This is a genomic window from Malikia granosa, from assembly GCF_002980595.1.
GTDB classification, from domain to species: domain Bacteria; phylum Pseudomonadota; class Gammaproteobacteria; order Burkholderiales; family Burkholderiaceae_C; genus Malikia; species Malikia granosa.
The window spans coordinates 24982-47623 of sequence record NZ_PVLQ01000064.1 but is presented as its reverse complement, the minus strand read 5'-3'; the positions used below and the strand labels follow the sequence as shown (position 1 = coordinate 47623).

Below are 22642 nucleotides of genomic sequence, written 5' to 3'. Positions count from 1 at the left end.
CGGAGGACCGGGCCTGACAGGTGGGCTTTTGACGATTCAGTGAGGGACGGCGCAAGGCCGTCCCGCAGGTTCAGCTGGATCAGATGTTGAACAGCAGACGGGCCGGATCTTCCAGCGCTTCCTTCATGGCGACCAGGCCCAGCACGGCTTCGCGGCCGTCGATGATGCGGTGGTCGTAGGACATCGCCAGGTAGTTGATCGGACGGATCACGATCTGGCCGTTCTCCACCACGGCGCGGTCCTTGGTCGCGTGCACGCCCAGGATGGCCGACTGCGGCGGGTTGATGATCGGGGTCGACAGCATGGAGCCGAAGGTGCCGCCGTTGGAGATCGAGAAGGTACCGCCGGTCATCTCCTCGATGCCCAGCTTGCCTTCAGCGGCCTTCTTGCCGAACTCGGCGATCTTCTTCTCGATGTCGGCGAAGCTCATCTGGTCGGCGTTGCGCAGGATCGGCACCACCAGGCCGCGCGGCGAACCGACCGCGATGCCGATGTCGAAGTAGCCGTGGTAGACGATGTCGTTGCCGTCGACCGAGGCGTTGAGCACCGGGAACTTCTTCAGGGCGTGCACGGCAGCCTTGACGAAGAAGCTCATGAAGCCCAGCTTGCAGCCATGCTCCTTGGTGAACTGGTCCTGGAACTTAGAACGCATCGCCATCACCGGAGCCATGTTGACTTCGTTGAAGGTGGTCAGGATGGCGTTGGTCGACTGCGACTGCAGCAGGCGCTCGGCGACGCGGGCGCGCAGGCGGCTCATCGGCACGCGCTGCTCGGGACGATCGCCCAGCGCGATGGCCGGAGCGGCGACCTGGGCCAGCGGGGCCTTCGGAGCAGCGGCCGGGGCCGGAGCTGCCTTCGGTGCCGCGGCGGCAGCCAGCACGTCACCCTTGGTCACGCGGCCGTCCTTGCCGGTGCCGGCGACCGAGCCAGCAGCCATGCCGGCGTCAGCCATCAGCTTGGCAGCAGCCGGCATCGCGACGCCAGCCATCGAGGTGGAAGCCGGAGCGGCAGCAGCGGCGACCGGTGCGGCTGCGGGAGCGGCGGCCGGGGCGGCGGCAGCTGCCGGGGCAGCGGCGCCAGCCTTGCCTTCGGTGTCGATGCGGGCGATGACCTGGTCGGAGACCACGGTGCCGCCGTCGCCGACGACCAGCTCGGCCAGCACGCCAGCCGAAGGCGCCGGCACTTCGAGCACGACCTTGTCGGTCTCGATCTCGATCAGGATCTCGTCAGCCGCGACGGCCTCGCCCGGCTTCTTCTTCCACTGCAGCATGGTGGCTTCAGCCACGGACTCGGACAGTTGCGGGACTTTGACTTCTACGATAGCCATTTTGTATTCTTCCTCTTGTAGGTATGCGAAGGAGCGCCCGCCTGGGGCGCTCGCTGGATCACTTGGTCAGCACGAAGCCCTTGAGCTTGGCGAAGGCACCTTCGATCAGGGCCTTCTGCTGGTCCTGGTGCAGGTGCGAGTAGCCCACGGCCGGCGAAGCCGAGGCGGCACGGCCGGAGTAACCCAGCTTCTGGCCCGACAGCATGTTCTCGTGGATGTAGTGCTGCACGAAGAACCAGGCGCCCTGGTTCTGCGGCTCGTCCTGGCACCACACGAGGTCGGTCGCGTTCGGGTACTTCTTGAGCTCGGAGCCAAAGGCCTTGTGCGGGAAGGGATAGAGCTGCTCGACGCGGATGATGGCCACGTCGTCGGAACCCTTCTCGGCGCGCTTCTTGACCAGGTCGTAGTAGACCTTGCCCGAACAGGCAATCACGCGCTTGACCTTGGCGGCATTGGCCACCACGTCGGCGTTCTGCTCGCCGATCACGGTCTGGAAGCTGCCCTTGGTGAACTCGGACAGCGGCGAGGTCGCGTCCTTGTTGCGCAGCAGCGACTTCGGCGTGAACAGCACCAGCGGCTTGCGCAGGTTGCGCACCATCTGGCGACGCAGCACGTGGAAGATCTGGCTGGCCGTGGTCGGCTGCACAATCTGCATGTTGGTGTCGGCAGCCAGCTGCATGAAGCGCTCGAGGCGGGCCGAGCTGTGCTCGGGGCCCTGGCCTTCGTAGCCGTGCGGCAGCATCATGACCAGGCCGTTGGCACGGCCCCACTTGACCTCGCCGGAGGCGATGAACTGGTCGATCACGACCTGGGCGCCGTTGGCGAAGTCGCCGAACTGGGCTTCCCAGATCACCAGGCTGTTGGGCTCGGAGCCGGCGTAGCCGTATTCGAAGCCCAGCACCGCCTCTTCCGACAGGATCGAGTCGATGACGGTGAAGCTGGCCTGGTTGTCGGCGACGTTCTGCAGCGGGATGTAGGTGCCTTCGTCCCACTTCTCGCGCTTCTGGTCATGGATGACGGCGTGGCGGTGGGTGAAGGTGCCGCGGCCGCAGTCCTCGCCCGACAGGCGGACCGGATAGCCGGAAGCGACCAGCGAGGCGAAAGCCATATGCTCGCCCATGCCCCAGTCGACGTTGATCTCGCCGCGGCCCATGGCAGCGCGGTCGTCGTAGACCTTCTTGACCAGCTGGTGCGGGTTGACGCTGGCGGGAATCGTGGTGAGCTTCTCGGCCAGGCGCTTCCACTCGGTCAGCGGGATCGCGGTGTCGCCGGCATCGGTCCACTTCTTGCCCAGGAACGGGGTCCAGTCGACCGCGTACTTGCTCTTGAAGTTGCTGATGACCGGGTTGACGGTGTGGCGGCCTTCGTCCATCGCGGCGCGGTAGGCCTTGACCATGTCGTCGCCCAGCGTCTCGCCCAGGCCCTGGGCCGCCAGCTTGTCGGCGTACAGGCGACGCGTGCCGGGGTGGGCAGCGATCTTCTTGTACATCAGCGGCTGGGTCAGCGCCGGGGTGTCCTGCTCGTTGTGGCCGAGCTTGCGGAAGCAGATGATGTCGATCACGACATCCTTGCGGAATTCCAGGCGGTACTCGAGTGCCAGCTGGGTCGCCAGCACCACGGCTTCCGGATCATCGCCGTTGACGTGCAGCACCGGCGCCTCGATCATCTTGACGATGTCGGTGCAGTACAGGGTCGAGCGCAGGTCGCGCGGGTCCGAGGTCGTGAAGCCGATCTGGTTGTTGATGATGATGTGGACGGTGCCGCCCGTGGTGTAGCCACGGGTCTCGGACAGCGCCAGCGTCTCCTGGTTCACGCCCTGGCCACCGAAGGCGGAGTCGCCGTGCACCAGCACCGGCAGCACCTGGGCGCCGACCTTGTCGCCGCGACGGTCCATGCGCGCGCGCACCGAGCCCTCGACCACCGGGTTGACGATCTCGAGGTGGGATGGGTTGAAGGCCAGGCTCAGGTGGACCGGACCGCCGGGGGTGCTGATGTCCGAGCTGAAGCCCTGGTGGTACTTGACGTCACCGGCCGGCAGGTCTTCCGGTGCGGTGTGGTCGAATTCGGCGAACAGGTCCTTGGGCATCTTGCCCAGGGTGTTGACCAGCACGTTCAGGCGACCGCGGTGGGCCATGCCGATGACGATTTCCTGCACGCCCTTGGCGCCGGCTTGCTGGATCAGCTCGTCCATCGAGGCGATGAAGCTCTCGCCGCCTTCGAGCGAGAAGCGCTTCTGGCCGACATACTTGGTGTGCAGGTAGCGCTCGAGGCCTTCGGCCGCGGTCAGGCGGTCCAGGATATGGCGCTTCTTCTCGGCCGTGAAGGCCGGCTTGGCGCGCACGCTCTCGAGCTTCTGCTGCCACCAGCGCTTTTGCTCCTGGTTGGTGGTGTGCATGAACTCGATGCCGATCGAGCTGCAGTAGGTCTCGCGCAGCGCATTGAGCAGCTCGCGCAGCGACATCTTGTCCTTGCCGAAGAAGGTGTTGCTGACGTCGAAGACGGTTTCCTGGTCGGCGCTGTTGAAGCCGTAGAAAGCCGGGTCGAGCTCGGGGATGCTGGGGCGCTCGGTGCGCTTGAGCGGGTCGAGGTCGGCGAAGCGCTGGCCGACGTTGCGGTAGGCGGCGATCAGCTGCTGGGCGGAGGTGCGCTTGCGACCCATCTCGGCGTCGACGCTGGCGACCACGGTCTGGGTCACGCCGCTCTTGGCGCGCTCGGCGAAGGCATTGATGACCGGCAGGTGCGGCACGTCGCGGGCGTCGCTGCCATCGGCGGCGGGGACATGCTGCAGAGCGTCGAAATACTCGCGCCAGTTCTCGGGCACGCTGGTCGGGTCGGCCAGATAGTTTTCGTACATCTCCTCGACATAGGGCGCGTTGCCGCCGAAGAGATAGGTGTTTCCGCTATAGGCGGCGTAGACGTCGTTCGTCTGGCTCATGGATTCGCTGACCTCCGTTTCCCTCGGGGAAACATTAGCTGGTAAAAAAACCTTCCGCGACACGGCTGGACCGGTTGGCGGATGCGACAGTGACTGGAAGGAACTGAAGCAACCCCGGATTGTGCCACTGTTCGCCACTGGACGTACCTTGATCGGTACGTCCAGCCCTTGACAATAGCATGAAAGCCGGTCGCGAACCGGCCTCGGTCCTCGTGGTTTGTACGGGTGGACAGACCCGCGGGATCAGGCCAACTGGTCCCGGATCTGCTGCAGCGCAGCCGGATCGTCCATGGTGGTCAGGTCACCCGGATCGCGCCCTTCGCAGACCGCCTGGATCGCGCGGCGCAGCAGCTTGCCCGAGCGCGTCTTGGGCAGGGTGCCGACGAAGCGCACCATGGCCGGACGGGCGACCGCGCCGAGCTGCTCGTCGACCGTCTTCATGATGGCCTGCTCCTGCTCGCGTGCCGAGGCCGGATCGGCCGCGCGCGAGGCGTCCTTGAGCACCACGAAGGCCACCGCCACCTGGCCCTTGAGCTGGTCGGCCATGCCGACCACCGCGACCTCGGCCACGTTCGGGTGGCTGGAGATGCTCTCCTCGATCTCGCGCGTGCCCAGGCGGTGGCCGGCGACGTTGATCACGTCGTCGGTGCGGCCCAGGATGAAGAAATAGCCGTCGGCATCCTTCACGCCCCAGTCGAAGGTGCTGTACATGGTGCGGCCGTGGATGCTGCTCCAGTAGGTCTTGACGTAGCGCGCGTCATCGCCCCAGATCGTCTGCAGGCAGCCCGGCGGCAGCGGGCCCTCGGCTGCGATCACGCCCTTCCTGTTCGGCTCGGTGATTTCCTCGCCGGTCGTCTCGTCGATCAGTCGCACGTCGAAGCCGTAGACTGCCTTGCCGGGCGAACCGAACTTGGTCGGCGCCGGCTCGACGCCGTTGCAGATCGCCATGATCGGCCAGCCGGTCTCGGTCTGCCAGTAGTTGTCGATGATCGGCTTCTTGATCGCGTCGGCCATCCAGGTCGCGGTCGGCTCGTCGAGCGGCTCGCCGGCCAGGAACAGCGCCTTCAAGCTGGACAGGTCGTACTGGGTCAGGTAGGCCGGATCCTGTTTTTTGAGCACGCGGGCGGCGGTCGGGGCGCTGAACATGACCGAGACCTTGTACTTCTCGACCAGGCTCCACCAGATGCCGGCGTCGGGACGGGTCGGCAGGCCTTCGTACATGATGGTGGCCATGCCGTTGATCAGCGGGCCGTAGATGATGTAGCTGTGACCCACCACCCAGCCGATGTCCGAGGTCGAGAAGAAGGTCTCGCCCGGCTCGCCCTGGTAGATATGCTTCATCGAGGCGGCCAGCGCCACGCAATAGCCGCCGGTGTCGCGCTGCACGCCCTTGGGCTTGCCGGTGGTGCCCGAAGTGTAGAGGATGTAGCTCGGATGGGTCGAGTCGACCCATTCGCAGGGCACCTGGGCGTCGAGGAACTGCTCGCGCAGGGCCGCGTAGTCGACATCGCGGCCGGCCACCGGCGCCAGGTCGGCCAGGCCGCGGTTGACCATCACCACGCTGGCGGGCTTGTGTCCGGCCAGCTCGATCGCCTCGTCGAGCAGGTGCTTGTAGGGCACGACCTTGCCGCCGCGCATGCCGGCATCGGCGCTCACGATCACGGTCGGGGTGGCGTCGTCGATCCGGCTCGCCAGCGCATGGCTGGCGAAGCCGCCGAACACCACGGTGTGGACCGCGCCCAGGCGCACCGCCGCCAGCATCGCGAAGCAGGCCTCGGCGATCATCGGCATGTAGATCAGCACGCGGTCGCCCTTCTTGACGCCGAGCGACTGGTAGATGGCGGCGAAGCGCTGCACTTCCTGCTGCAGCTCCTTGAAGCTGTAGGCCTTCTCGGTGTTGGTCTCGGTCGAGACGAAGATCAGCGCGTTCTGCTCGGCGCGGCCCTTCAGGTGACGGTCGACCGCGTTGTGGCAAAGGTTGGTCAGGCCGCCCTCGAACCAGCGTGCGAACGGCGGACGGTCGTAGTTGCAGACCCGGTCGTAGGGCTGGTGCCAGTCGACGCCCTGCGCCTGCTCGGCCCAGAAGGCATCCCGATCATCGATCGAGCGGCGGAAGAACGCTTCATAGTTTTGGGAAGCAGGCATGTCAGTCTCCAGCAGTTTCCGCAGCGCGGAATGAAAAATAATAGATTCATAATTATGAATCCCCTGCTTGCAGCGGGCTGACAAGCCGGCTCCGGCCGATCAGTCCCGAGGCGACAGGGACCGGCTCGGCTGGCCCCGACCGAGCCAGGCAAGCTTACTTGACCAGTTGCAGGATGGAGCGGAAATCGGGGTGGTCGGCGTCGCCCAGCCATTCATAGATGACCATCTCGCTGGTGACGAGCTCGATGCCGTTGCCGGCCAGGCGGTCGAAGGCGGCATCGCGGTCGCGCTCACGGCGCGAGGCACAGGCATCGGTCACGACCCAGACATCGAACTCCTGCTCGAGCAGGCCGAGCGCAGTCTGCAGCAGGCAGATATGCGCCTCGCAGCCGGCCAGCACGATGGTGTTGCGGCCAGGAGCCTCCTGCTGCGGCTTTTGCAGATGCTTGGGCAGGCTGCGCGCATTGCCGCCGCTGCGCTGGGGCTTGGCCGGCGGACGCAGCGCCTGGACCAGGTCGGACTGGGTGGCATCGAAGGCCATCTTGGGAAAGCTGGCCTGCAGCAAGGGCTGCAGCTCGGGCGTCATGGCGCCCAGGCCCTCGGGGTTCTGCTCGGTGCCCCAGGCTGGCACGCCCAGCATCCGGGCGACCTTGGCCAGCAGCAAGGCGCGCGCCAGCGCCTCCTCGCCCTGGTGCAGGGCCTTGAGCATGCGCGGCTGGTAATCGACCAGCAGCAATTGACTGTCATCAGCGTCCAACAACATGTTTTTCTCCGGGTTATCACGGGTGGTTCAAGAGGCGTGATTTAACCATGCTGTCATGTCCACCAGTTAGAATCTAGAGATGCGTTCATTGATCATTGCCATCGCTCTCGCCTCGGTCTGCGGCTTCGCTGCTGCCGAGCCCGCCAGCCAGGCCGACCCGGTGGGCGAACTGGTCGCCAGCAAGGGGCTGATCTCGCGCCTCGAAGGCGTGCGCCAGAACATGAGCTCGGTCGCTTCCGAGCTGGTCGTCAATGCCATGGGTTTCCTGGGCGTGCGCTACAAGTACGGCGGCAACGACCTCGAAGATGGCGTGGACTGCAGCGGCTTCGTGCGCGCCATCTACGAGCAGACCCTGGGCATGGTGCTGCCGCGCCGCGCCGCCGAACAGGCGCGCGCGACCCAGACCATCAGCCAGGACGAGCTCAAGCCCGGCGACCTGGTGTTCTTCAACACCATGCGTTCGGCCTTCAGCCATGTCGGCATCTACATCGGCGACAACAAGTTCATCCATGCCCCGCGCAGCGGCGCGCAGGTGCGGGTCGAGGACATGCGCCAGAGCTACTGGGTCAAGCGCTTCAACGGCGCGCGCCGGGTCGAGGCTGGCGCCGGCAGCATCCCCCTGCCCTCGCCGCGCTGACGGCCCGACTCCTCGAGTCGGCAGCAGCCACCGAATCACCGCCTCCGGCCAGCCCGCAGGCGGTTTTTTCTTGCCTGCCAAGCCCGCCGGCACAGGGACGACCCGCGCGACCCTGAGTTTTTTCCGGAAGGTCCCTCAGCTTGCCACAGCCTGGCAGCAGGCTGACAATGCAGATTCCCAAGAGGGGAGTAGCAAGCCAGCCCGGCCGCCTGCAGCGGCTGTGCTGGCGACAGTTTCCGTCAAGACGCGGCCCGTCGATCAGGCGGACGCCGGAGCTGTCCCGCCAGGCTGATCGGCCGACGGTTGCAAGACCTTGCGGGTGTTGTCCAACACCTTTGCTGCAAGGAATTCATCATGGAAACCATCGCTCCCCTCTGGCTCTGGCTGGCATTCGCCGGCTTCGTGCTGGTGTCGCTGTTCGTCGATTTCATCGTCCTCAACAAGCAGGGCGCCCATGTGGTGGGCGTGCGCGAGGCGCTCAAGTGGTCGCTGATCTGGGTGGCCCTGAGCGTCCTGTTCAACGGCCTGCTCTGGTGGGCAGTGAAGGACAGCACCGGCTCGGTGGCGCTGGCCAACGAGAAGTCGCTCGAGTTCCTGACTGGCTACCTGATCGAGAAAAGCCTGGCGGTCGACAACATCTTCGTCTTCCTGCTGATCTTCAGCTACTTTGCAGTGCCACCGGCCTTCCAGAAGCGGGTGCTGATGATAGGCATCATCGGCGCCATCGTGCTGCGCACGATCATGATCCTGGTTGGCGGCTGGCTGCTGGCCCAGTTCCACTGGATCCTTTACCTGTTCGGCGCCTTCCTGGTCCTGACCGGCCTCAAGATGTGGTGGGCCGCCGGCAAGGAATCCGACCTGGAGGACAACCCGGCGCTCAAGCTGCTGCGCAAGCTGCTGCCAGTCAGCCAGCAGTATGACGGCGAGAAGTTCTGGACGGTCGAGAACGGCAAGAAGATCGCCACCCCGCTGCTGATGGTGGTGGCCCTGGTCGGCCTGACCGACGTGATCTTCGCGGTCGACTCGATCCCGGCCATCTTTGCCATCACCAAGGACCCGTTCATCGTGCTGACCAGCAATGTGTTCGCCATCCTGGGCCTGCGCGCCATGTTCTTCCTGCTGCAGGCCGCGGCCAGCCGCTTCCACCTGCTCAACTATGGCCTGGCCGTGATCCTGGTCTTCATCGGCGGCAAGATGCTGCTGATCGACATCTACAAGATCCCGGTGGCCGTGTCGCTGGGCGTGGTGCTCGGCATCCTGGCCATCACCATGGTCTGGAGCGCCAAGACCGCTCCCAACACCTGACGGCCTGGCCGATCCAGCCGCCCCCGTCCACCTTACCGGAGCACTGTCATGAAGATCCTGCTTGCCGTTGACGGCAGCCCGTTCACCCAGAAGATGCTGGCCTACCTGACGACCCACCCTGAGCTGTTCGGGCCGCACAACCAATTCACGGTCTTTACCGCAGTGGCCGCCCTGCCCCCGCGTGCCAGGGCTGCGGTCAGCCATGAGGTGGCCCATGGCTACTACGAGGAGGAAGCCGCCAAGGTCGATGGCCCGGTGCTGGCCTACCTGGCAGGCCATGGCATCAGGCCCGAAGTCATGCACCAGGTCGGACCGGCCGGCGAGCTGATCGCCAGGGCCGCCAGCGAGGGCGGGTTCGACCTGGTGCTGATGGGCTCGCACGGCCACGGCGCGTTGGCCAACCTGGTGCTGGGGTCGGTGGCGACCCAGGTGCTGGCACGCTGCCAGGTGCCGGTCTTGCTGGTGCGCTGATGCGCTGAGCCCGCAGGAAAAAAAGCCCGAACCGTTGCCGGTCCGGGCTTTTCTGCTTTGCAGGCGCTGGCGCGCTTACTTCTTGCTCGGCGGCAAGTCAGTGCAGGAACCGTGCGCGACCTCGGCCGCCATGCCGATCGACTCGCCCAGCGTCGGGTGCGGGTGGATGGTCTTGCCGATGTCGACCGCATCCGCGCCCATCTCGATCGCCAGCGCGATCTCGCCGATCATGTCGCCGGCATGGGTGCCGACGATGCCGCCGCCCAGGATCTTGCCGTGGCCATGCGCTTCCGGGCTGTCGTCGAACAGCAGCTTGGTGAAGCCCTCGTCGCGGCCGTTGGCGATCGCGCGGCCCGAGGCGGTCCAGGGGAACAGGCCCTTCTTGACCTTGATGCCCTGCGCCTTGGCCTGGTCTTCGGTCAGGCCGACCCAAGCCACTTCCGGATCGGTGTAAGCCACCGACGGGATCACGCGGGCGTTGAAGGCGGCCGATGCCAGCTCCGGCTTGCCCTGCAGTTCGCCGGCGATGACCTCGGCTGCCACATGCGCCTCGTGCACCGCCTTGTGCGCCAGCATCGGCTGGCCGACGATGTCGCCGATGGCGAAGATGTGCGGCACGTTGGTGCGCATCTGGATGTCGACATTGATGAAGCCGCGATCCGTCACCGCGACGCCCGCCTTGTCGGCGGCGATCTTCTTGCCGTTGGGCGTGCGGCCCACCGCCTGCAGCACCAGGTCGTAGGTGCCTTCGGACTTGCTGCCGTCCAGGCCCTCGAACTGCACCTTGATGCCTTCGGGAGTCGCTTCGGCGCCGACCGTCTTGGTCTTCAACATGATGTTGTCGAAGCGGTGCGCGTTCATCTTCTGCCAGACCTTGACCAGGTCGCGGTCGGCGCCCTGCATCAGGCCGTCCATCATCTCGACCACGTCCAGGCGCGCGCCCAGGGTCGAGTAGACGGTGCCCATCTCGAGGCCGATGATGCCGCCGCCGACGATCAGCATCTTCTTCGGCACGCCTTGCAGCGCCAGCGCGCCGGTCGAGTCGACCACGCGCGGGTCCTGCGGCATGAAGGGCAGGCGCACGGCTTGCGAGCCGGCCGCGATGATGCAGCGCTTGAAGGCGACGACCTTCTTGGCTCCGGTCTTGTCCTGGCCGCTGCCGCTGGTCTCCTCGACCTCGACATGGTTGGCGCCGACGAAGGCACCGTAGCCGCGCACGATGGTGACCTTGCGCATCTTGGCCATGGCAGCGAGGCCGCCGGTCAGCTTGGCGATGACCTTTTCCTTGTGGCCGCGCAGCATGTCGACGTTGACGGTCGGGGCGCCGAAATCGACACCCAGGGCGCCGAGGTGCGAGACCTCGTCCATCACGGCCGCCACATGCAGCAGCGCCTTGGACGGGATGCAGCCGACGTTGAGGCAGACGCCGCCGAGCGTCGCGTAGCGCTCGACGATCACGACCTTCAGGCCCAGGTCGGCGGCGCGGAAGGCGGCCGAGTAGCCGCCGGGGCCGGCGCCGAGCACGAGCACGTCGCACTCGATGTCGGCGCTGCCGCCAAAGCTGGACGCCACGGGAGCCGGTGCGGCAGCCACGGGGGCTGCGACCGGAGCAGCTGCGGGAGCCGCGGCAACAGCGGGGGCAGCGGCCGGAGCAGCTGCAGCGCCTTCGGCCTCGAGCACCAGCACGACCGTGCCTTCGCTGACCTTGTCGCCCAGCGCGACCTTGAGTTCCTTGACCACGCCGGCGTGGCTGGAAGGAATCTCCATCGAGGCCTTGTCGCTCTCGACGGTGATCAGGCTTTGCTCGGCCTTGATGCTGTCGCCGGGCTTGACCAGCAGCTCGATCACCGCCACCTGGTCGAAGTCGCCGATGTCCGGGACCTTGATATCAATCAGTGCCATTTCTTGTTCCTATTTCTTGCCGGGCAGGACGGATTGAGCCGCCCTGCCCTGTGACACATCAGAGCAGCACGCGGCGGAAATCCGCCAGGATCTGGCCCAGGAAGGCGTTGAAGCGGGCGGCGGCGGCGCCGTCGATCACGCGGTGGTCCCAGGTCAGGGACAGCGGGAGCATCAGGCGCGGCTGGAAGGCCTTGCCGTCCCACTTGGGCTCCATCTGGCTCTTGCAAACGCCCAGGATCGCGACTTCAGGCGCGTTGATGATGGGCGTGAAGTAGCGGCCACCGATGCCGCCCAGGCTCGAGATGGTGAAGGTGGCGCCCGACATGTCGGCCGGACCCAGCTTGCCGTCGCGTGCCTTCTTGGCCAGCTCGCCCATTTCCTGGCTGATCTGCAGCACGCCCTTCTTGTCGGCGTCCTTGATGACCGGAACCACCAGGCCGTTCGGGGTGTCGGCGGCAAAGCCGATGTGGTAGTACTGCTTGTAGACCAGCGCGTCGCCGTCCAGGCTCGAGTTGAACTCGGGGAACTTCTTGAGTGCGGCCACGCAGGCCTTGATCAGGAAGGCCAGCATCGTGACCTTGACGCCCGACTTCTCGTTTTCCTTGTTGGTCGAGACGCGGAAGGCTTCGAGGTCGGTGATGTCGGCGTCGTCATGGTTGGTGACGGCCGGGATCATGACGGCGTTGCGCAGCAGGTTGGCACCGCTGATCTTCTTGATGCGGCCCAGTTCCTTGCGCTCGATCGGACCAAACTTGGCGAAGTCGACCTTGGGCCAGGGGATCAGGCCGAGCTCGGAGCCGCCGCCGGCCGCAGCTGCCTTGGGCGCTGCCGCCGCGATGGCCTTGGTCTGCGCGCTGCCGGCCATCACGGCCTTGGTGAAGGCCTGGACGTCTTCCTGGGTGATGCGGCCCTTGGCGCCGCTGCCCTTGACCTCGTCGAGCGGCACGCCGAGCTCGCGCGCGAACTTGCGCACCGAGGGACTGGCATGCGGCAGACCGAGCGCCGGGGTGGCGGTGGGATTGTGCGCCGGAGCGGCGGCCACGGCTGCGGCAGCGGCGACCGGAGTCACTGCGGGAGCAGCGGCCGGGGCCGGTGCAGCCGCCGGAGCGGCAGCAGCGGGAGCGGCGACCGGGGCAGCTGCGCCTTCCAGGATCGCCAGCAGGTCGCCGATGTTGACGGTGTCGCCGACCTTGACCTTGAGCTCCTTGAGTACGCCAGCGTGGCTCGACGGGATCTCCATCGAGGCCTTGTCGGACTCGACCGTGATCAGGCTCTGCTCGACCTTGATGGCGTCGCCGGGCTTGACGAAGACCTCGATCACCGCGACATCCTTGAAGTCGCCGATGTCGGGCACGCGCACCTCGACCGGGCCGGCGACCGCAGCCGTGGCCGCCACGGGCGCGGCAGCCACCGGAGCGGCCGCTGCGGCGGCGGGAGCCGGAGCGGCAGCGGGGGCAGCGGCAGTGGCCGGAGCGGCGACGGCGGCTGCGCCAGCGACTTCGAGCAGCAGCACCAGCGAGCCTTCCTTGACCTTGTCGCCCAGCGCGACCTTGAGCTCCTTGACCACGCCAGCGGCCGAGGACGGGATCTCCATCGAGGCCTTGTCGCTCTCGACCGTGATCAGGCTCTGCTCGGCCTGCACGCTGTCGCCCGGCTTGACCAGCAGCTCGATCACCGCCACTTCGTCGAAGTCGCCGATGTCCGGGACCTTGATTTCAATGATTGCCATTTTGTGTCTCTCTGATATCAGTTGGGGACAGGGCAGCTGCCCCGTCCCGTCAGGTCACGGATTTAAGCGTAGAGCGGGTTGGCCTTGTCGGCGTCGATGCCGTACTTCGCGATCGCCTCGGCGACCTTGGCCAGCGGCAGCTTGCCTTCGTCGGCCAGCGACTTGAGCGCGGCAATGACGATGAAGTGACGGTTGATCTCGAAGTGCTCGCGCAGCTTGCTGCGGAAGTCGCTGCGGCCGAAACCGTCGGTGCCCAGCACCTTGAAGCTGCGACCCTGGGGCAGGAAGGGGCGGATCTGCTCGGCGTAGTTCTTCATGTAGTCGGTCGAGGCGATCACCGGACCGGCGTGGGCCGCCAGCTGTTGCGCCACGAACGGGACCTTCGGGGTCTCGAGCGGGTGCAGCAGGTTGAAGCGCTCGGCGTCCTGGCCGTCGCGCGCCAGTTCGTTGAACGACGGGCAGCTCCAGACATCGGCCTGCACGCCCCAGTCGGCGGCCAGCAGTTCCTGCGCCGCGATCGACTCGCGCAGGATGGTGCCCGAGCCCAGCAGCTGGACGCGGGTTTCGCCTGCCGCGCCCGGCTTGCACAGGTACATGCCCTTGATGATCTGCTCTTCGGTGCCGGCGGTCAGGCCCGGCATCGCGTAGTTCTCGTTGAGCAGGGTCAGGTAGAAGAACACGTTCTCCTGGCGCTCGACCATGCGCTTCAAGCCGTGGTGCAGGATCACGCCGACTTCGTGCGCGAAGGTCGGGTCGTAGGACACGCAGTTCGGGATCGTGCCGGCCAGGATATGGCTGTGGCCGTCCTCGTGCTGCAGGCCTTCGCCGTTGAGCGTGGTGCGACCCGAGGTGCCGCCGAGCAGGAAGCCGCGCGCCTGCATGTCGCCGGCCGCCCAGGCCAGGTCACCGATGCGCTGGAAGCCGAACATCGAGTAGTAGACGTAGAACGGGATCATGATCCGGTTCGACGTGCTGTAGCTGGTCGCCGCGGCGATCCAGCTGCTCATGCCGCCGGCCTCGTTGATGCCTTCCTGCAGGATCTGGCCGGCCTTGTCTTCCTTGTAGTACATGACCTGGTCGCGATCGACCGGAGTGTACTGCTGGCCCGCCGGGTTGTAGATGCCGATCTGGCGGAACAGGCCTTCCATGCCGAAGGTGCGCGCCTCGTCGACCAGGATCGGCACCACGCGCGGGCCGATGGCCTGGTCGCGCAGCAGCTGGGTCAGGAAACGGACATAGGCCTGGGTGGTCGAGATCTCGCGGCCTTCGGCGGTCGGCTCGAGCACGGCCTTGAAGTTCTCCAGCGCCGGCACGGTGAAGCTCTCGTCGGCCTTGGTGCGGCGGTGCGGCAAATAGCCGCCGAGTGCCTTGCGGCGCTCGTGCAGGTACTGCATCTCGGGGGTGTCGTCGGCCGGCTTGTAGAACGGAATGTTGGCCAGCTCGCTGTCCGGGACCGGGATGTTGAAGCGATCGCGCATGTAGCGGATGTCGTCGTCGGTCAGCTTCTTGGTCTGGTGGACGGTGTTCTTGGCCTCGCCGGCCTTGCCCATGCCGTAGCCCTTGACGGTCTTGACCAGCAGCACGGTCGGCTGGCCCTTGTGCTTGACGGCGCGGTCGAAGGCAGCAAACACCTTCTGCGGATCATGGCCGCCGCGGCGCAGGTTCCAGATGTCGTCGTCGGTCATGTGCGACACCAGCTCGAGCGTGCGCGGGTCGCGGCCGAAGAAGTTCTTGCGCACATAGGCGCCATCGAAGGCCTTGAAGCTCTGGTAGTCACCGTCGAGGGTGTCCATCATCAGCTTGCGCAGCGCGCCGTCCTTGTCGCGCGCCAGCAGCGAATCCCACTCGCTGCCCCACAGCAGCTTGATGACGTTCCAGCCGGAGCCGCGGAACTCGCTCTCGAGCTCCTGGATGATCTTGCCGTTGCCGCGCACCGGGCCGTCGAGGCGCTGCAGGTTGCAGTTGATCACGAAGATCAGGTTGTCCAGGCCTTCGCGTGCGGCCAGGCCGATCGCGCCCAGCGATTCCGGCTCGTCCATCTCGCCGTCGCCGCAGAACACCCAGACCTTGCGGTTCTCGGTGTTGGCGATGCCGCGCGCGTGCAGGTACTTCAGGAAGCGGGCCTGGTAGATCGCCATCAGCGGGCCCAGGCCCATCGAGACGGTCGGGAACTGCCAGAACTCGGGCATCAGCTTGGGGTGCGGGTAGCTCGACAGACCCTTGCCGTCGACTTCCTGGCGGAAGTTGAGCAGCTGCTCCTCGGTCAGGCGGCCTTCGAGGTAGGCGCGCGCGTAGACACCGGGCGAGACATGGCCCTGGATGTAGAGGCAGTCGCCGCCGTGGTTCTCGCTCTCGGCATGCCAGAAATGGTTGAAGCCGGCACCGAACATGCTGGCCAGCGAGGCGAAGGAGCCGATGTGGCCGCCCAGGTCGCCGCCGTCTTCCGGGTTGTGGCGGTTGGCCTTGACCACCATCGCCATCGCGTTCCAGCGCATGTAGGAGCGCAGGCGCTCCTCGATCTCGATGTTGCCGGGGCAGCGGGCTTCCTGCTCGGGCGGAATGGTGTTGACATAGGCCGTGTTGGCCGAGAACGGCAGGTCGATGCCGCTGGCACGCGCCTCTTCAAGCAGTTGCTCGATCAGGAAATGGGCCCGGTCGGCGCCTTCCTGGCCGATGACGGCCTTGAGCGCGTCCATCCATTCGCGCGTTTCCTGGCTATCGATATCCTGGCGGGCGCCGCCCAGGGGCAGCTGCTGGCTGTCAGACATGGTGTCTCCTTGGTTGAGAAAGGGGGTTTGAATTTTGATTGTTTCAGATTCTCACATTCTTTCCCCGATTTTTCAAGTAATGCATAACGATTTTGCATCATGAAAAACAGGGAGGCGTGACCGCCCTCCTGCTGCCAGCCTCGCTTAGACTCGGGATCGATGTCAATTGCCAACAACCCCACCCCTGCAGCGCCCGGCCTGCTGGCCCGCTGGCGGCGCTGGTGGCGCAGCCTGCCGCCGCTGCGCCAGGACCGCATCGCCACCTTCGGGCCCGCCGTCTCGGTGATCGTCTTCCTGGCGGCGATCGCGGCCGCCATGGTCTATTTCCAGCTCGAGGAATACGAGCGCGAGCGCGAAGCCGTGATGCGCGATGTCGAGTACGCGCAGCTGCAGCTGCGCCAGCGGCTGCAGGACCGCCGGCAGCAGTTGCTGGCGATCACCCAGGACCTGTCGCAGCGCAAGAGCGGCGCCTTCGAGTTCGAGTTCCAGAGCGAGATCCTGATCAGCCAGTATCCCGAGCTGACCGCGCTGAGCTGGATCGGTCCGCAAGGCGAAGTGATCGCCTCCCGGCTGGCACCGGACGCTACCGAGACGGCCGACCACGAGCTGCGCAACCACCTGAGCCACCCGGCCCGGCTGGCAGCTTTCGAGCAGGCCAGGCGGCAACTGGCGCCGGTCTTCCTGCACCGCGAATTCGGCCTCCAGGAAGATCCGGCGCTGCTGCTGGCGCTGCCGCTGGCGCGGCGCAACCTGTTCCTGGGCATGGTGCTGGCCGAGTTCTCCTACGAGGAACTGCTGCGCCAGGCCGTGCCGAAAGCGACGCTGGCGCGCTATGCGGTGGCCCTGATCGACGAGCGCGGCGAACTGCTGGCTGGCGTCAAGCAAGACAGCCGGCGCGCCATGCTGCACCGCCTGCCCTGGGCGATGGACCCGCCGGCCTACCGCGTGACGCTGGCCCCGCAGGACGGCCGGCTGACGCTGCAGGCCCAGGTCTACCGCACCTCGCAGGACGGTCCGGGACGGGCGCTGTTCTGGACCCTGGGCGCGCTGAGCCTGCTGACGGTCTGGATGCTGCTGGCCAACTGGCGCCACTCGCGGCGCCGCATCCAGGCCCAGCAGGCGCTGCTGACCGAGACCAATTTCCGGCGCGCGATGGAGAACTCGATGCTGACCGGCATGCGCGCGCTCGACCTCGAGGGCCGCATCACCTACGTCAACCCGGCGTTCTGCCGCATGACGGGCTGGACCGAGGAGGACCTGGTCAACAGCGGGCCGCCCTACTGCTACTGGCCGGAAGAGGACCACGAGGCGCTGTGGAAGATCCTGTACGAGGAGCTGCACGGGCGCTATTCACCGAGCGGCTTCGAGATGCGCCTGCTGCGCAAGGACGGCAGCCTGTTCAATGCGCGCATGTACATCTCGCCGCTGATCGCGCCCGACGGCCATCAGACCGGCTGGATGACCTCGATCACCGACATCACCGAGCCCAAGCGGGTGCGCGAGGAACTCAGTGCCTCCTACGAGCGCTTCGCCACCGTGCTCGACAGCCTGGACACGGCGATCTCGGTCGCCCCGCTCGGCAGCGTCGAGCTGCTGTTCGCCAACAAGATGTACCGCAACTGGCTCGGCCAGCGCGGCGACGGCCACCGCCAGCTGCTCGACCTGGCCTGCATCGCTCCCCGGCCGGCGCAGGCGCAGCGCAAGGCCGCGGTGGCCGAAGCCGAGGCCGAGGCGGGCGACGAGGCCCTGGCTGCCGGCAGCAATGGCGGCAGCGCCGAGATCTGGCTGCCCGAGCTGGAGAAATGGCTGGAAGTGCGCACCCGCTACCTGACCTGGGTCGACGGCCGCATGGCGCAGATGGTGATCGCGAGCGACATCACGGCGCGCCGCCATGCCGAGGAGCTCGGCGCGCAGCAGGCCGAGCGCGCCCAGACCGCCAGCCGCCTGATCACGATGGGCGAGATGGCCTCGAGCGTCGCGCATGAGCTCAACCAGCCGCTGACCGCGATCAACAACTACTGCAGCGGCATGATCTCGCGCGTCAAGCGCCAGCAGATCAACGAGGAGGAGTTGCTCGGCGCGCTCGAGAAGACCATGAAGCAGGCCCAGCGGGCTGGCCAGATCATCCAGCGCATCCGTGCCTTCGTCAAGCGCAGCGAACCGAATGTGACGCTGTCCGATGTCGCGCAGATGGTGAGCAACGCGACCGAGCTGGCCGAGATCGAGCTGCGCCGGCACCAGATCCGGCTCAACAGCTACCTGGCCGCCAGGCTGCCGCCGCTGATGGTCGATCCGATCCTGATCGAGCAGGTGCTGATCAACCTGATCAAGAACGGCGGCGAGTCGATCCAGCAGGCACAGCGCCCGCCGGTCCAGCGCCAGGTCGAGCTGCGCGTGAGCCAGCGCCTGATCGAGCAGCACCCGGTGGTCGAGTTCTGCGTGCAGGACACCGGCCAGGGCGTGCCGCCCGAGATCCTCGAGCGCATCTACGAGGCCTTCTACAGCACCAAGGCCGAGGGCATGGGCATCGGGCTCAAGCTGTGCCGCTCGATCGTCGAGGCCCATCACGGCCGGCTGCAGGCGCGAAACCTCTACAATCCCGACGGTATCGTGGGCTGCGAGTTCAGCTTCTGGATCCCGGTCACCGAACCCCCTCGGAGCGATGCTGAAACGACAACGCCGGTCTCCCTCAATGCCGGCCCGATAGCGAAAGAATAAGATGAGTTTGATCCCGAAAAAGGGCACGGTCTATGTCGTGGACGACGACGAGGCCGTGCGCGATTCGCTGCAATGGCTGCTCGAAGGCAAGGATTACCGAGTGCGCTGCTTCGAGTCGGCCGAGTCCTTCCTGAGCCGCTTCGACCCGCGCGAGGTCGCCTGCCTGATCGCCGACATCCGCATGGACGGCATGAGCGGCATGGAGCTGCAGGACCGCCTGATCGAGCGCCAGTCCCCGCTGCCGATCGTCTTCATCACCGGCCACGGCGACGTGCCGATGGCAGTCGAGACGATGAAGAAGGGCGCGCTGGACTTCATCCAGAAGCCCTTCAACGAGGAGCACCTGCTGCCGCTGGTCGAGCGCATGCTGGAGCGGGCGCGCGAGTCCTTCGCGGCGCAGCAGGTGGTGGCCAACCGCGAGGCGCTGATCGCCAAGCTGACCTCGCGCGAGGCCCAGGTGCTCGAGCGCATCGTGGCCGGACGGCTCAACAAGCAGATCGCCGACGACCTCGGCATCAGCATCAAGACGGTCGAGGCGCATCGCGCCAACATCATGGAAAAGCTCAACGCCGCCACCGTGGCCGATCTGCTCAAGATCGCGCTCGGCCAGGCTCCCGCCAAGAACTGAAAGTCCCCCAAGAAATGACGGCACAACTGATAGACGGCAACGCCCTTTCGCGCCAGCTGCGCACCGAGGTTTCCGAGCGCGTGAGCGCCCTCAAGGCCAAGGGCCTGACCCCCGGCCTGGCCGTGATCCTGGTCGGCGAGAACCCGGCCAGCCAGGTCTATGTCCGCAACAAGGTCAAGGCCTGCGAGGACACCGGCATGCATTCGGTGCTCGAGAAGTACGACGCCAGCATGAGCGAGGCAGAGCTGCTCGCGCGCGTCGAGGCGCTCAACAGCGACCCGACCATCCACGGCATCCTGGTCCAGTTGCCGCTGCCGGCCCACATGGACGCGCAGAAGGTGATCGAGGCGATCAGCCCGGCCAAGGATGTCGACGGCTTCCACATCGCCAGCGCCGGCGCGCTGATGACCGGCATGGCCGGCTTCTGGCCCTGCACGCCCTACGGCTGCATGAAGATGCTCGAAAGCATCGGCTATGACCTCAAGGGCAAGCATGCGGTCGTGATCGGCCGCAGCAACATCGTCGGCAAGCCGATGGCGCTGATGCTGCTGCAGCAGAATGCCACCGTGACGATCTGCCACAGCGCGACGCCCGACCTCAAGGCGATGACGCTGCAGGCCGACGTGATCGTCGCCGCGGTCGGCAAGCGCAATGTGCTGACCGCCGACATGGTCAAGCCCGGCGCCGTCGTGCTCGACGTCGGCATGAACCGCAACGAGGCAGGCAAGCTCTGCGGCGACGTCGATTTCGACGGCGTCAAGGAGGTGGCGAGCTGGATCACCCCGGTGCCGGGCGGCGTCGGCCCGATGACCATCACCATGCTGATGGTCAACACGCTCGAATCCGCCGAGCGCGCGCTGGCGGTCTGATCCACTCCTGTCCAGGCCCGGCTTGGGCCAGCCGACTGACGGCACCCGATCGCAGGATCGGGTGCCGTTTTTGCATGGCCGGTGCGCGGCTGGCGGACCTGGCCCCGGGTAAACCCCGATCCGGACGGTCGCGTAGGCCCGGAAATTGCATGTAAGGTAAGGACCTGGCCTGGAGCTATCCAGTGCCGCCCTTAGCTGCAACAGGAGTCGCGATGCAAATGAAGATGAAACTCACCGTTCTCGCTGCCATGGCCGCCGCCTTCGGCGCGGTCAGCGCCCAGGAAGTCGTCAGGATCGGCCATGTCGGCCCGTCCAGTGGTGCCATTGCCCACCTGGGCAAGGACAACGAGAATGGTGCCCGACTGGCGATCGAGGAGCTCAACGCCAAGGGTGTCAAGATCGGCGGCAAGGCTGTCAAGTTCGAGCTGATCGCCGAGGACGATGGCGCCGACCCCAAGCAGGCCACCGCGGCGGCGCAGAAGCTGGTCGACTCCAAGGTCAATGGCGTGATCGGCCATCTGAACTCGGGCACCACGATCCCGGCCTCCAAGATCTACAGCGACGCCGGCATCCCGCAGATCTCGCCCTCCTCGACCAACCCGAAATACACCCGCCAGGGCTACAAGACCGCCTTCCGCGTCGTGGCCGACGACGTCCACCTGGGCGGCACGCTGGGCCGCTACGCGGTCAACCAGCTCAAGGGCAAGACCGTCGCCGTGATCGACGACCGCACGGCCTATGGCCAGGGCGTGGCCAACGAGTTCGAGAAGGCGGTCAAGGCTGCCGGTGCCACCATCGTCGGACGCGAGTTCACCTCCGACAAGGCGACCGACTTCATGGCCATCCTGACCACCCTCAAGAGCAAGAAGCCCGATGTCGTGTTCTTCGGCGGCATGGACTCGGTCGGCGGCCCGATGCTCAAGCAGATGAAGTCGCTCGGCATCAATGCCAAGTTCATGGGCGGCGACGGCATCTGCACCGCCGAGCTGCCCAAGCTCGCGGGCGACGCCATGGCCGACGGCCAGGTGGTCTGCGCCGAAGCCGGCGGCGTCGAAGGCGCACAGAAGAAATCGGCCGACGACTTCAACGCCCGCTTCCAGAAGCGCTTCAACGACGACGTCAAGCTGTACGCGCCCTATGTCTACGACTCCGTCAACGTGATGGTCGACGCCATGGTGCGTGCCGGCTCGGCCCAGCCGGCCAAGTACCTGCCCGAGCTGGCCAAGACCCAGGGCTTTGCCGGCGTGATGGGCCCAATCAGCTTCGACGAGAAGGGTGACATCAAGAACGGCGCGCTGACCCTCTACACCTACAAGGGTGGCAAGCGCGACGCGATCGCCGTGATCCGCTGAGCCGCTCGACCAGCACCGGCAATTGAAAAGGCCGCCCGCTCGCCAGAGTGGGCGGCCTTTGTCGATTCGGCCTTGCGGTGAAGAGTGCGGTTCAGGCCCGCCTCAAGGGCGGCTTGCCAGCCGCGTGAACACGCGCAGGGCACCAATCCATTGCAACAGCACCAGCATGGTGCCTGCACCATGCCAGAACCTGAGGTCGCCGCCACTGCTGCGCGCGTTCACGATGCGCTGGGCGACGCCGAACTCCTGCAGCAGCGCGGCCAGCGCCGCCAGCAGCAGCCATGGCAGCAGCAGCAACGCCAGCCTGCCAGCAGCTGGCGCCTGCCGGTCCTGCGCGCGCGCCCAGAGCAGCAGCCCCAAGGCCGCGAACAGGCTGAACCAGGACTGGAGCTGGAACAACCGCGCCGCATAGGGTCCGGCCAGGGCCGGACTGCCGAAATGCGCGAAGGCCAGCGGCACCGCCACGAAGCTCAAGGCAGTCAAGCCGCCCCACCACAGGGCGGCCAGCAGCTGGGGCCATTGCCGGAGCATGGGGCCAGACTCAGAGGTAGCGGACCGCGACGATCTCGAAGCGCTTGACGCCACCCGGCGCCTGGACCTGGGCCGTGTCGCCCTCCTCCTTGCCGATCAGCGCGCGCGCGATCGGGCTCGAGATGTTGACCAGGCCGAGCTTGATGTCGGCCTCGTCCTCGCCGACGATCTGGTAGGTCACGGCATCACCGCTGTCCTCGTCCTCGAGCTCGACCGTGGCGCCGAACACCACGCGGCCGCCCGCATCGACCTCGGACGGATCGATGATCTGGGCCGCCGACAGCTTGCCCTCGATCTCGGCGATGCGGCCCTCGATGAAGCCCTGGCGCTCCTTGGCGGCATCGTAGTCGGCGTTCTCGCTCAGGTCGCCCTGGGCCCGCGCCTCGGCAATCGCGGTGATGACGGCAGGACGCTCGACGCTCTTGAGGCGCTGCAGCTCCGCCTTGAGCTTCTCTGCGCCGCGCTTGGTGACGGGATAGGTGGCCATATTGTTATTGCTCCAGACAAAGAGAAACCGCCGAACGTTGCCGGTCGGCGGTGTGATGCAGCAATTATGCCTCAA

17 protein-coding genes are annotated in these 22642 nt (G+C 66.3%); 8 read left to right on the top strand and 9 right to left on the bottom strand.

Features of this window, described 5'->3' with window-relative positions:
• Nucleotides 1–79: 79 nt before the first annotated feature.
• Both odhB and C6P64_RS14100 read right to left on the bottom strand, forming a co-directional pair.
• Complete coding sequence (odhB, locus tag C6P64_RS14105) at nt 80–1327, bottom strand: 2-oxoglutarate dehydrogenase complex dihydrolipoyllysine-residue succinyltransferase (protein ID WP_105749191.1); 1248 nt, start codon at nt 1325–1327, stop codon at nt 80–82.
• A gap of 58 nt (nt 1328–1385) precedes the next feature.
• Nucleotides 1386–4262, bottom strand: a complete 2877-nt coding sequence (locus C6P64_RS14100; RefSeq protein WP_105749190.1) for a 2-oxoglutarate dehydrogenase E1 component — start codon at nt 4260–4262, stop codon at nt 1386–1388.
• Here C6P64_RS14100 and C6P64_RS18235 point away from each other — a divergent pair.
• On the top strand, nt 4261–4434 hold the full coding sequence (locus tag C6P64_RS18235; RefSeq protein WP_170073114.1) for a hypothetical protein: 174 nt from the start codon (nt 4261–4263) through the stop codon (nt 4432–4434). The genes C6P64_RS14100 and C6P64_RS18235 overlap by 2 nt on opposite strands.
• A gap of 71 nt (nt 4435–4505) precedes the next feature.
• On the opposite strand, the gene C6P64_RS14095 is transcribed toward C6P64_RS18235, so the two are convergent.
• Nucleotides 4506–6407 (bottom strand): propionate--CoA ligase, encoded by a 1902-nt coding sequence (locus C6P64_RS14095; RefSeq protein WP_105749189.1) that lies wholly within the window; start codon nt 6405–6407, stop codon nt 4506–4508.
• A gap of 154 nt (nt 6408–6561) precedes the next feature.
• The gene (locus tag C6P64_RS14090; protein WP_105749188.1) at nt 6562–7170 is read right to left on the bottom strand and encodes an isochorismatase family protein; all 609 of its coding nucleotides are present in this window, start codon (nt 7168–7170) and stop codon (nt 6562–6564) included.
• A 79-nt stretch (nt 7171–7249) separates the two neighbouring features.
• On the opposite strand from C6P64_RS14090, the gene C6P64_RS14085 reads away from it, so the two are divergent.
• From C6P64_RS14085 to C6P64_RS14075, 3 genes are all read left to right on the top strand, one after another.
• Complete coding sequence (locus C6P64_RS14085) at nt 7250–7807, top strand: C40 family peptidase (protein WP_105749187.1); 558 nt, start codon at nt 7250–7252, stop codon at nt 7805–7807.
• 354 nt (nt 7808–8161) lie between these two features.
• Nucleotides 8162–9112 (top strand): TerC family protein, encoded by a 951-nt coding sequence (locus C6P64_RS14080; protein ID WP_105749186.1) that lies wholly within the window; start codon nt 8162–8164, stop codon nt 9110–9112.
• Nucleotides 9113–9160: 48 nt separating this feature from the next.
• On the top strand, nt 9161–9583 hold the full coding sequence (locus C6P64_RS14075; RefSeq protein WP_105749185.1) for a universal stress protein: 423 nt from the start codon (nt 9161–9163) through the stop codon (nt 9581–9583).
• A gap of 75 nt (nt 9584–9658) precedes the next feature.
• On the opposite strand, the gene lpdA is transcribed toward C6P64_RS14075, so the two are convergent.
• The 3 genes from lpdA to aceE all read right to left on the bottom strand — a co-directional run bounded on the left by lpdA (nt 9659) and on the right by aceE (nt 15982).
• Nucleotides 9659–11485 carry a dihydrolipoyl dehydrogenase gene (lpdA, locus tag C6P64_RS14070; RefSeq protein ID WP_105749184.1) on the bottom strand — a complete coding sequence of 609 codons (1827 nt, stop codon included), beginning with the start codon at nt 11483–11485 and terminating at the stop codon, nt 9659–9661.
• A 58-nt stretch (nt 11486–11543) separates the two neighbouring features.
• Complete coding sequence (gene aceF, locus C6P64_RS14065; protein WP_105749183.1) at nt 11544–13214, bottom strand: dihydrolipoyllysine-residue acetyltransferase; 1671 nt, start codon at nt 13212–13214, stop codon at nt 11544–11546.
• Nucleotides 13215–13276: 62 nt separating this feature from the next.
• Nucleotides 13277–15982: a pyruvate dehydrogenase (acetyl-transferring), homodimeric type gene (gene aceE / locus C6P64_RS14060; RefSeq protein ID WP_105749182.1), complete on the bottom strand. Its 2706-nt coding sequence runs from the start codon at nt 15980–15982 to the stop codon at nt 13277–13279.
• A 159-nt stretch (nt 15983–16141) separates the two neighbouring features.
• Here aceE and C6P64_RS14055 point away from each other — a divergent pair, with 159 nt between their 5' ends.
• From C6P64_RS14055 to C6P64_RS14040, 4 genes are all read left to right on the top strand, one after another.
• Complete coding sequence (locus C6P64_RS14055; RefSeq protein ID WP_105749181.1) at nt 16142–18700, top strand: PAS domain-containing sensor histidine kinase; 2559 nt, start codon at nt 16142–16144, stop codon at nt 18698–18700.
• A 1-nt stretch (nt 18701) separates the two neighbouring features.
• Nucleotides 18702–19328 (top strand): response regulator transcription factor, encoded by a 627-nt coding sequence (locus tag C6P64_RS14050; RefSeq protein ID WP_105749180.1) that lies wholly within the window; start codon nt 18702–18704, stop codon nt 19326–19328.
• 14 nt (nt 19329–19342) lie between these two features.
• The gene (gene folD, locus C6P64_RS14045) at nt 19343–20197 is read left to right on the top strand and encodes a bifunctional methylenetetrahydrofolate dehydrogenase/methenyltetrahydrofolate cyclohydrolase FolD (RefSeq protein WP_105749179.1); all 855 of its coding nucleotides are present in this window, start codon (nt 19343–19345) and stop codon (nt 20195–20197) included.
• Between the two features lie 224 nt (nt 20198–20421).
• Nucleotides 20422–21549: a branched-chain amino acid ABC transporter substrate-binding protein gene (locus tag C6P64_RS14040; RefSeq protein ID WP_245911741.1), complete on the top strand. Its 1128-nt coding sequence runs from the start codon at nt 20422–20424 to the stop codon at nt 21547–21549.
• A 102-nt stretch (nt 21550–21651) separates the two neighbouring features.
• Here C6P64_RS14040 and C6P64_RS14035 read toward each other — a convergent pair whose 3' ends face one another.
• Nucleotides 21652–22080, bottom strand: a complete 429-nt coding sequence (locus C6P64_RS14035) for a DUF4149 domain-containing protein (RefSeq protein ID WP_105749177.1) — start codon at nt 22078–22080, stop codon at nt 21652–21654.
• A gap of 10 nt (nt 22081–22090) precedes the next feature.
• Nucleotides 22091–22567, bottom strand: a complete 477-nt coding sequence (greA, locus tag C6P64_RS14030) for a transcription elongation factor GreA (RefSeq protein ID WP_105749176.1) — start codon at nt 22565–22567, stop codon at nt 22091–22093.
• Nucleotides 22568–22642: the final 75 nt, after the last annotated feature.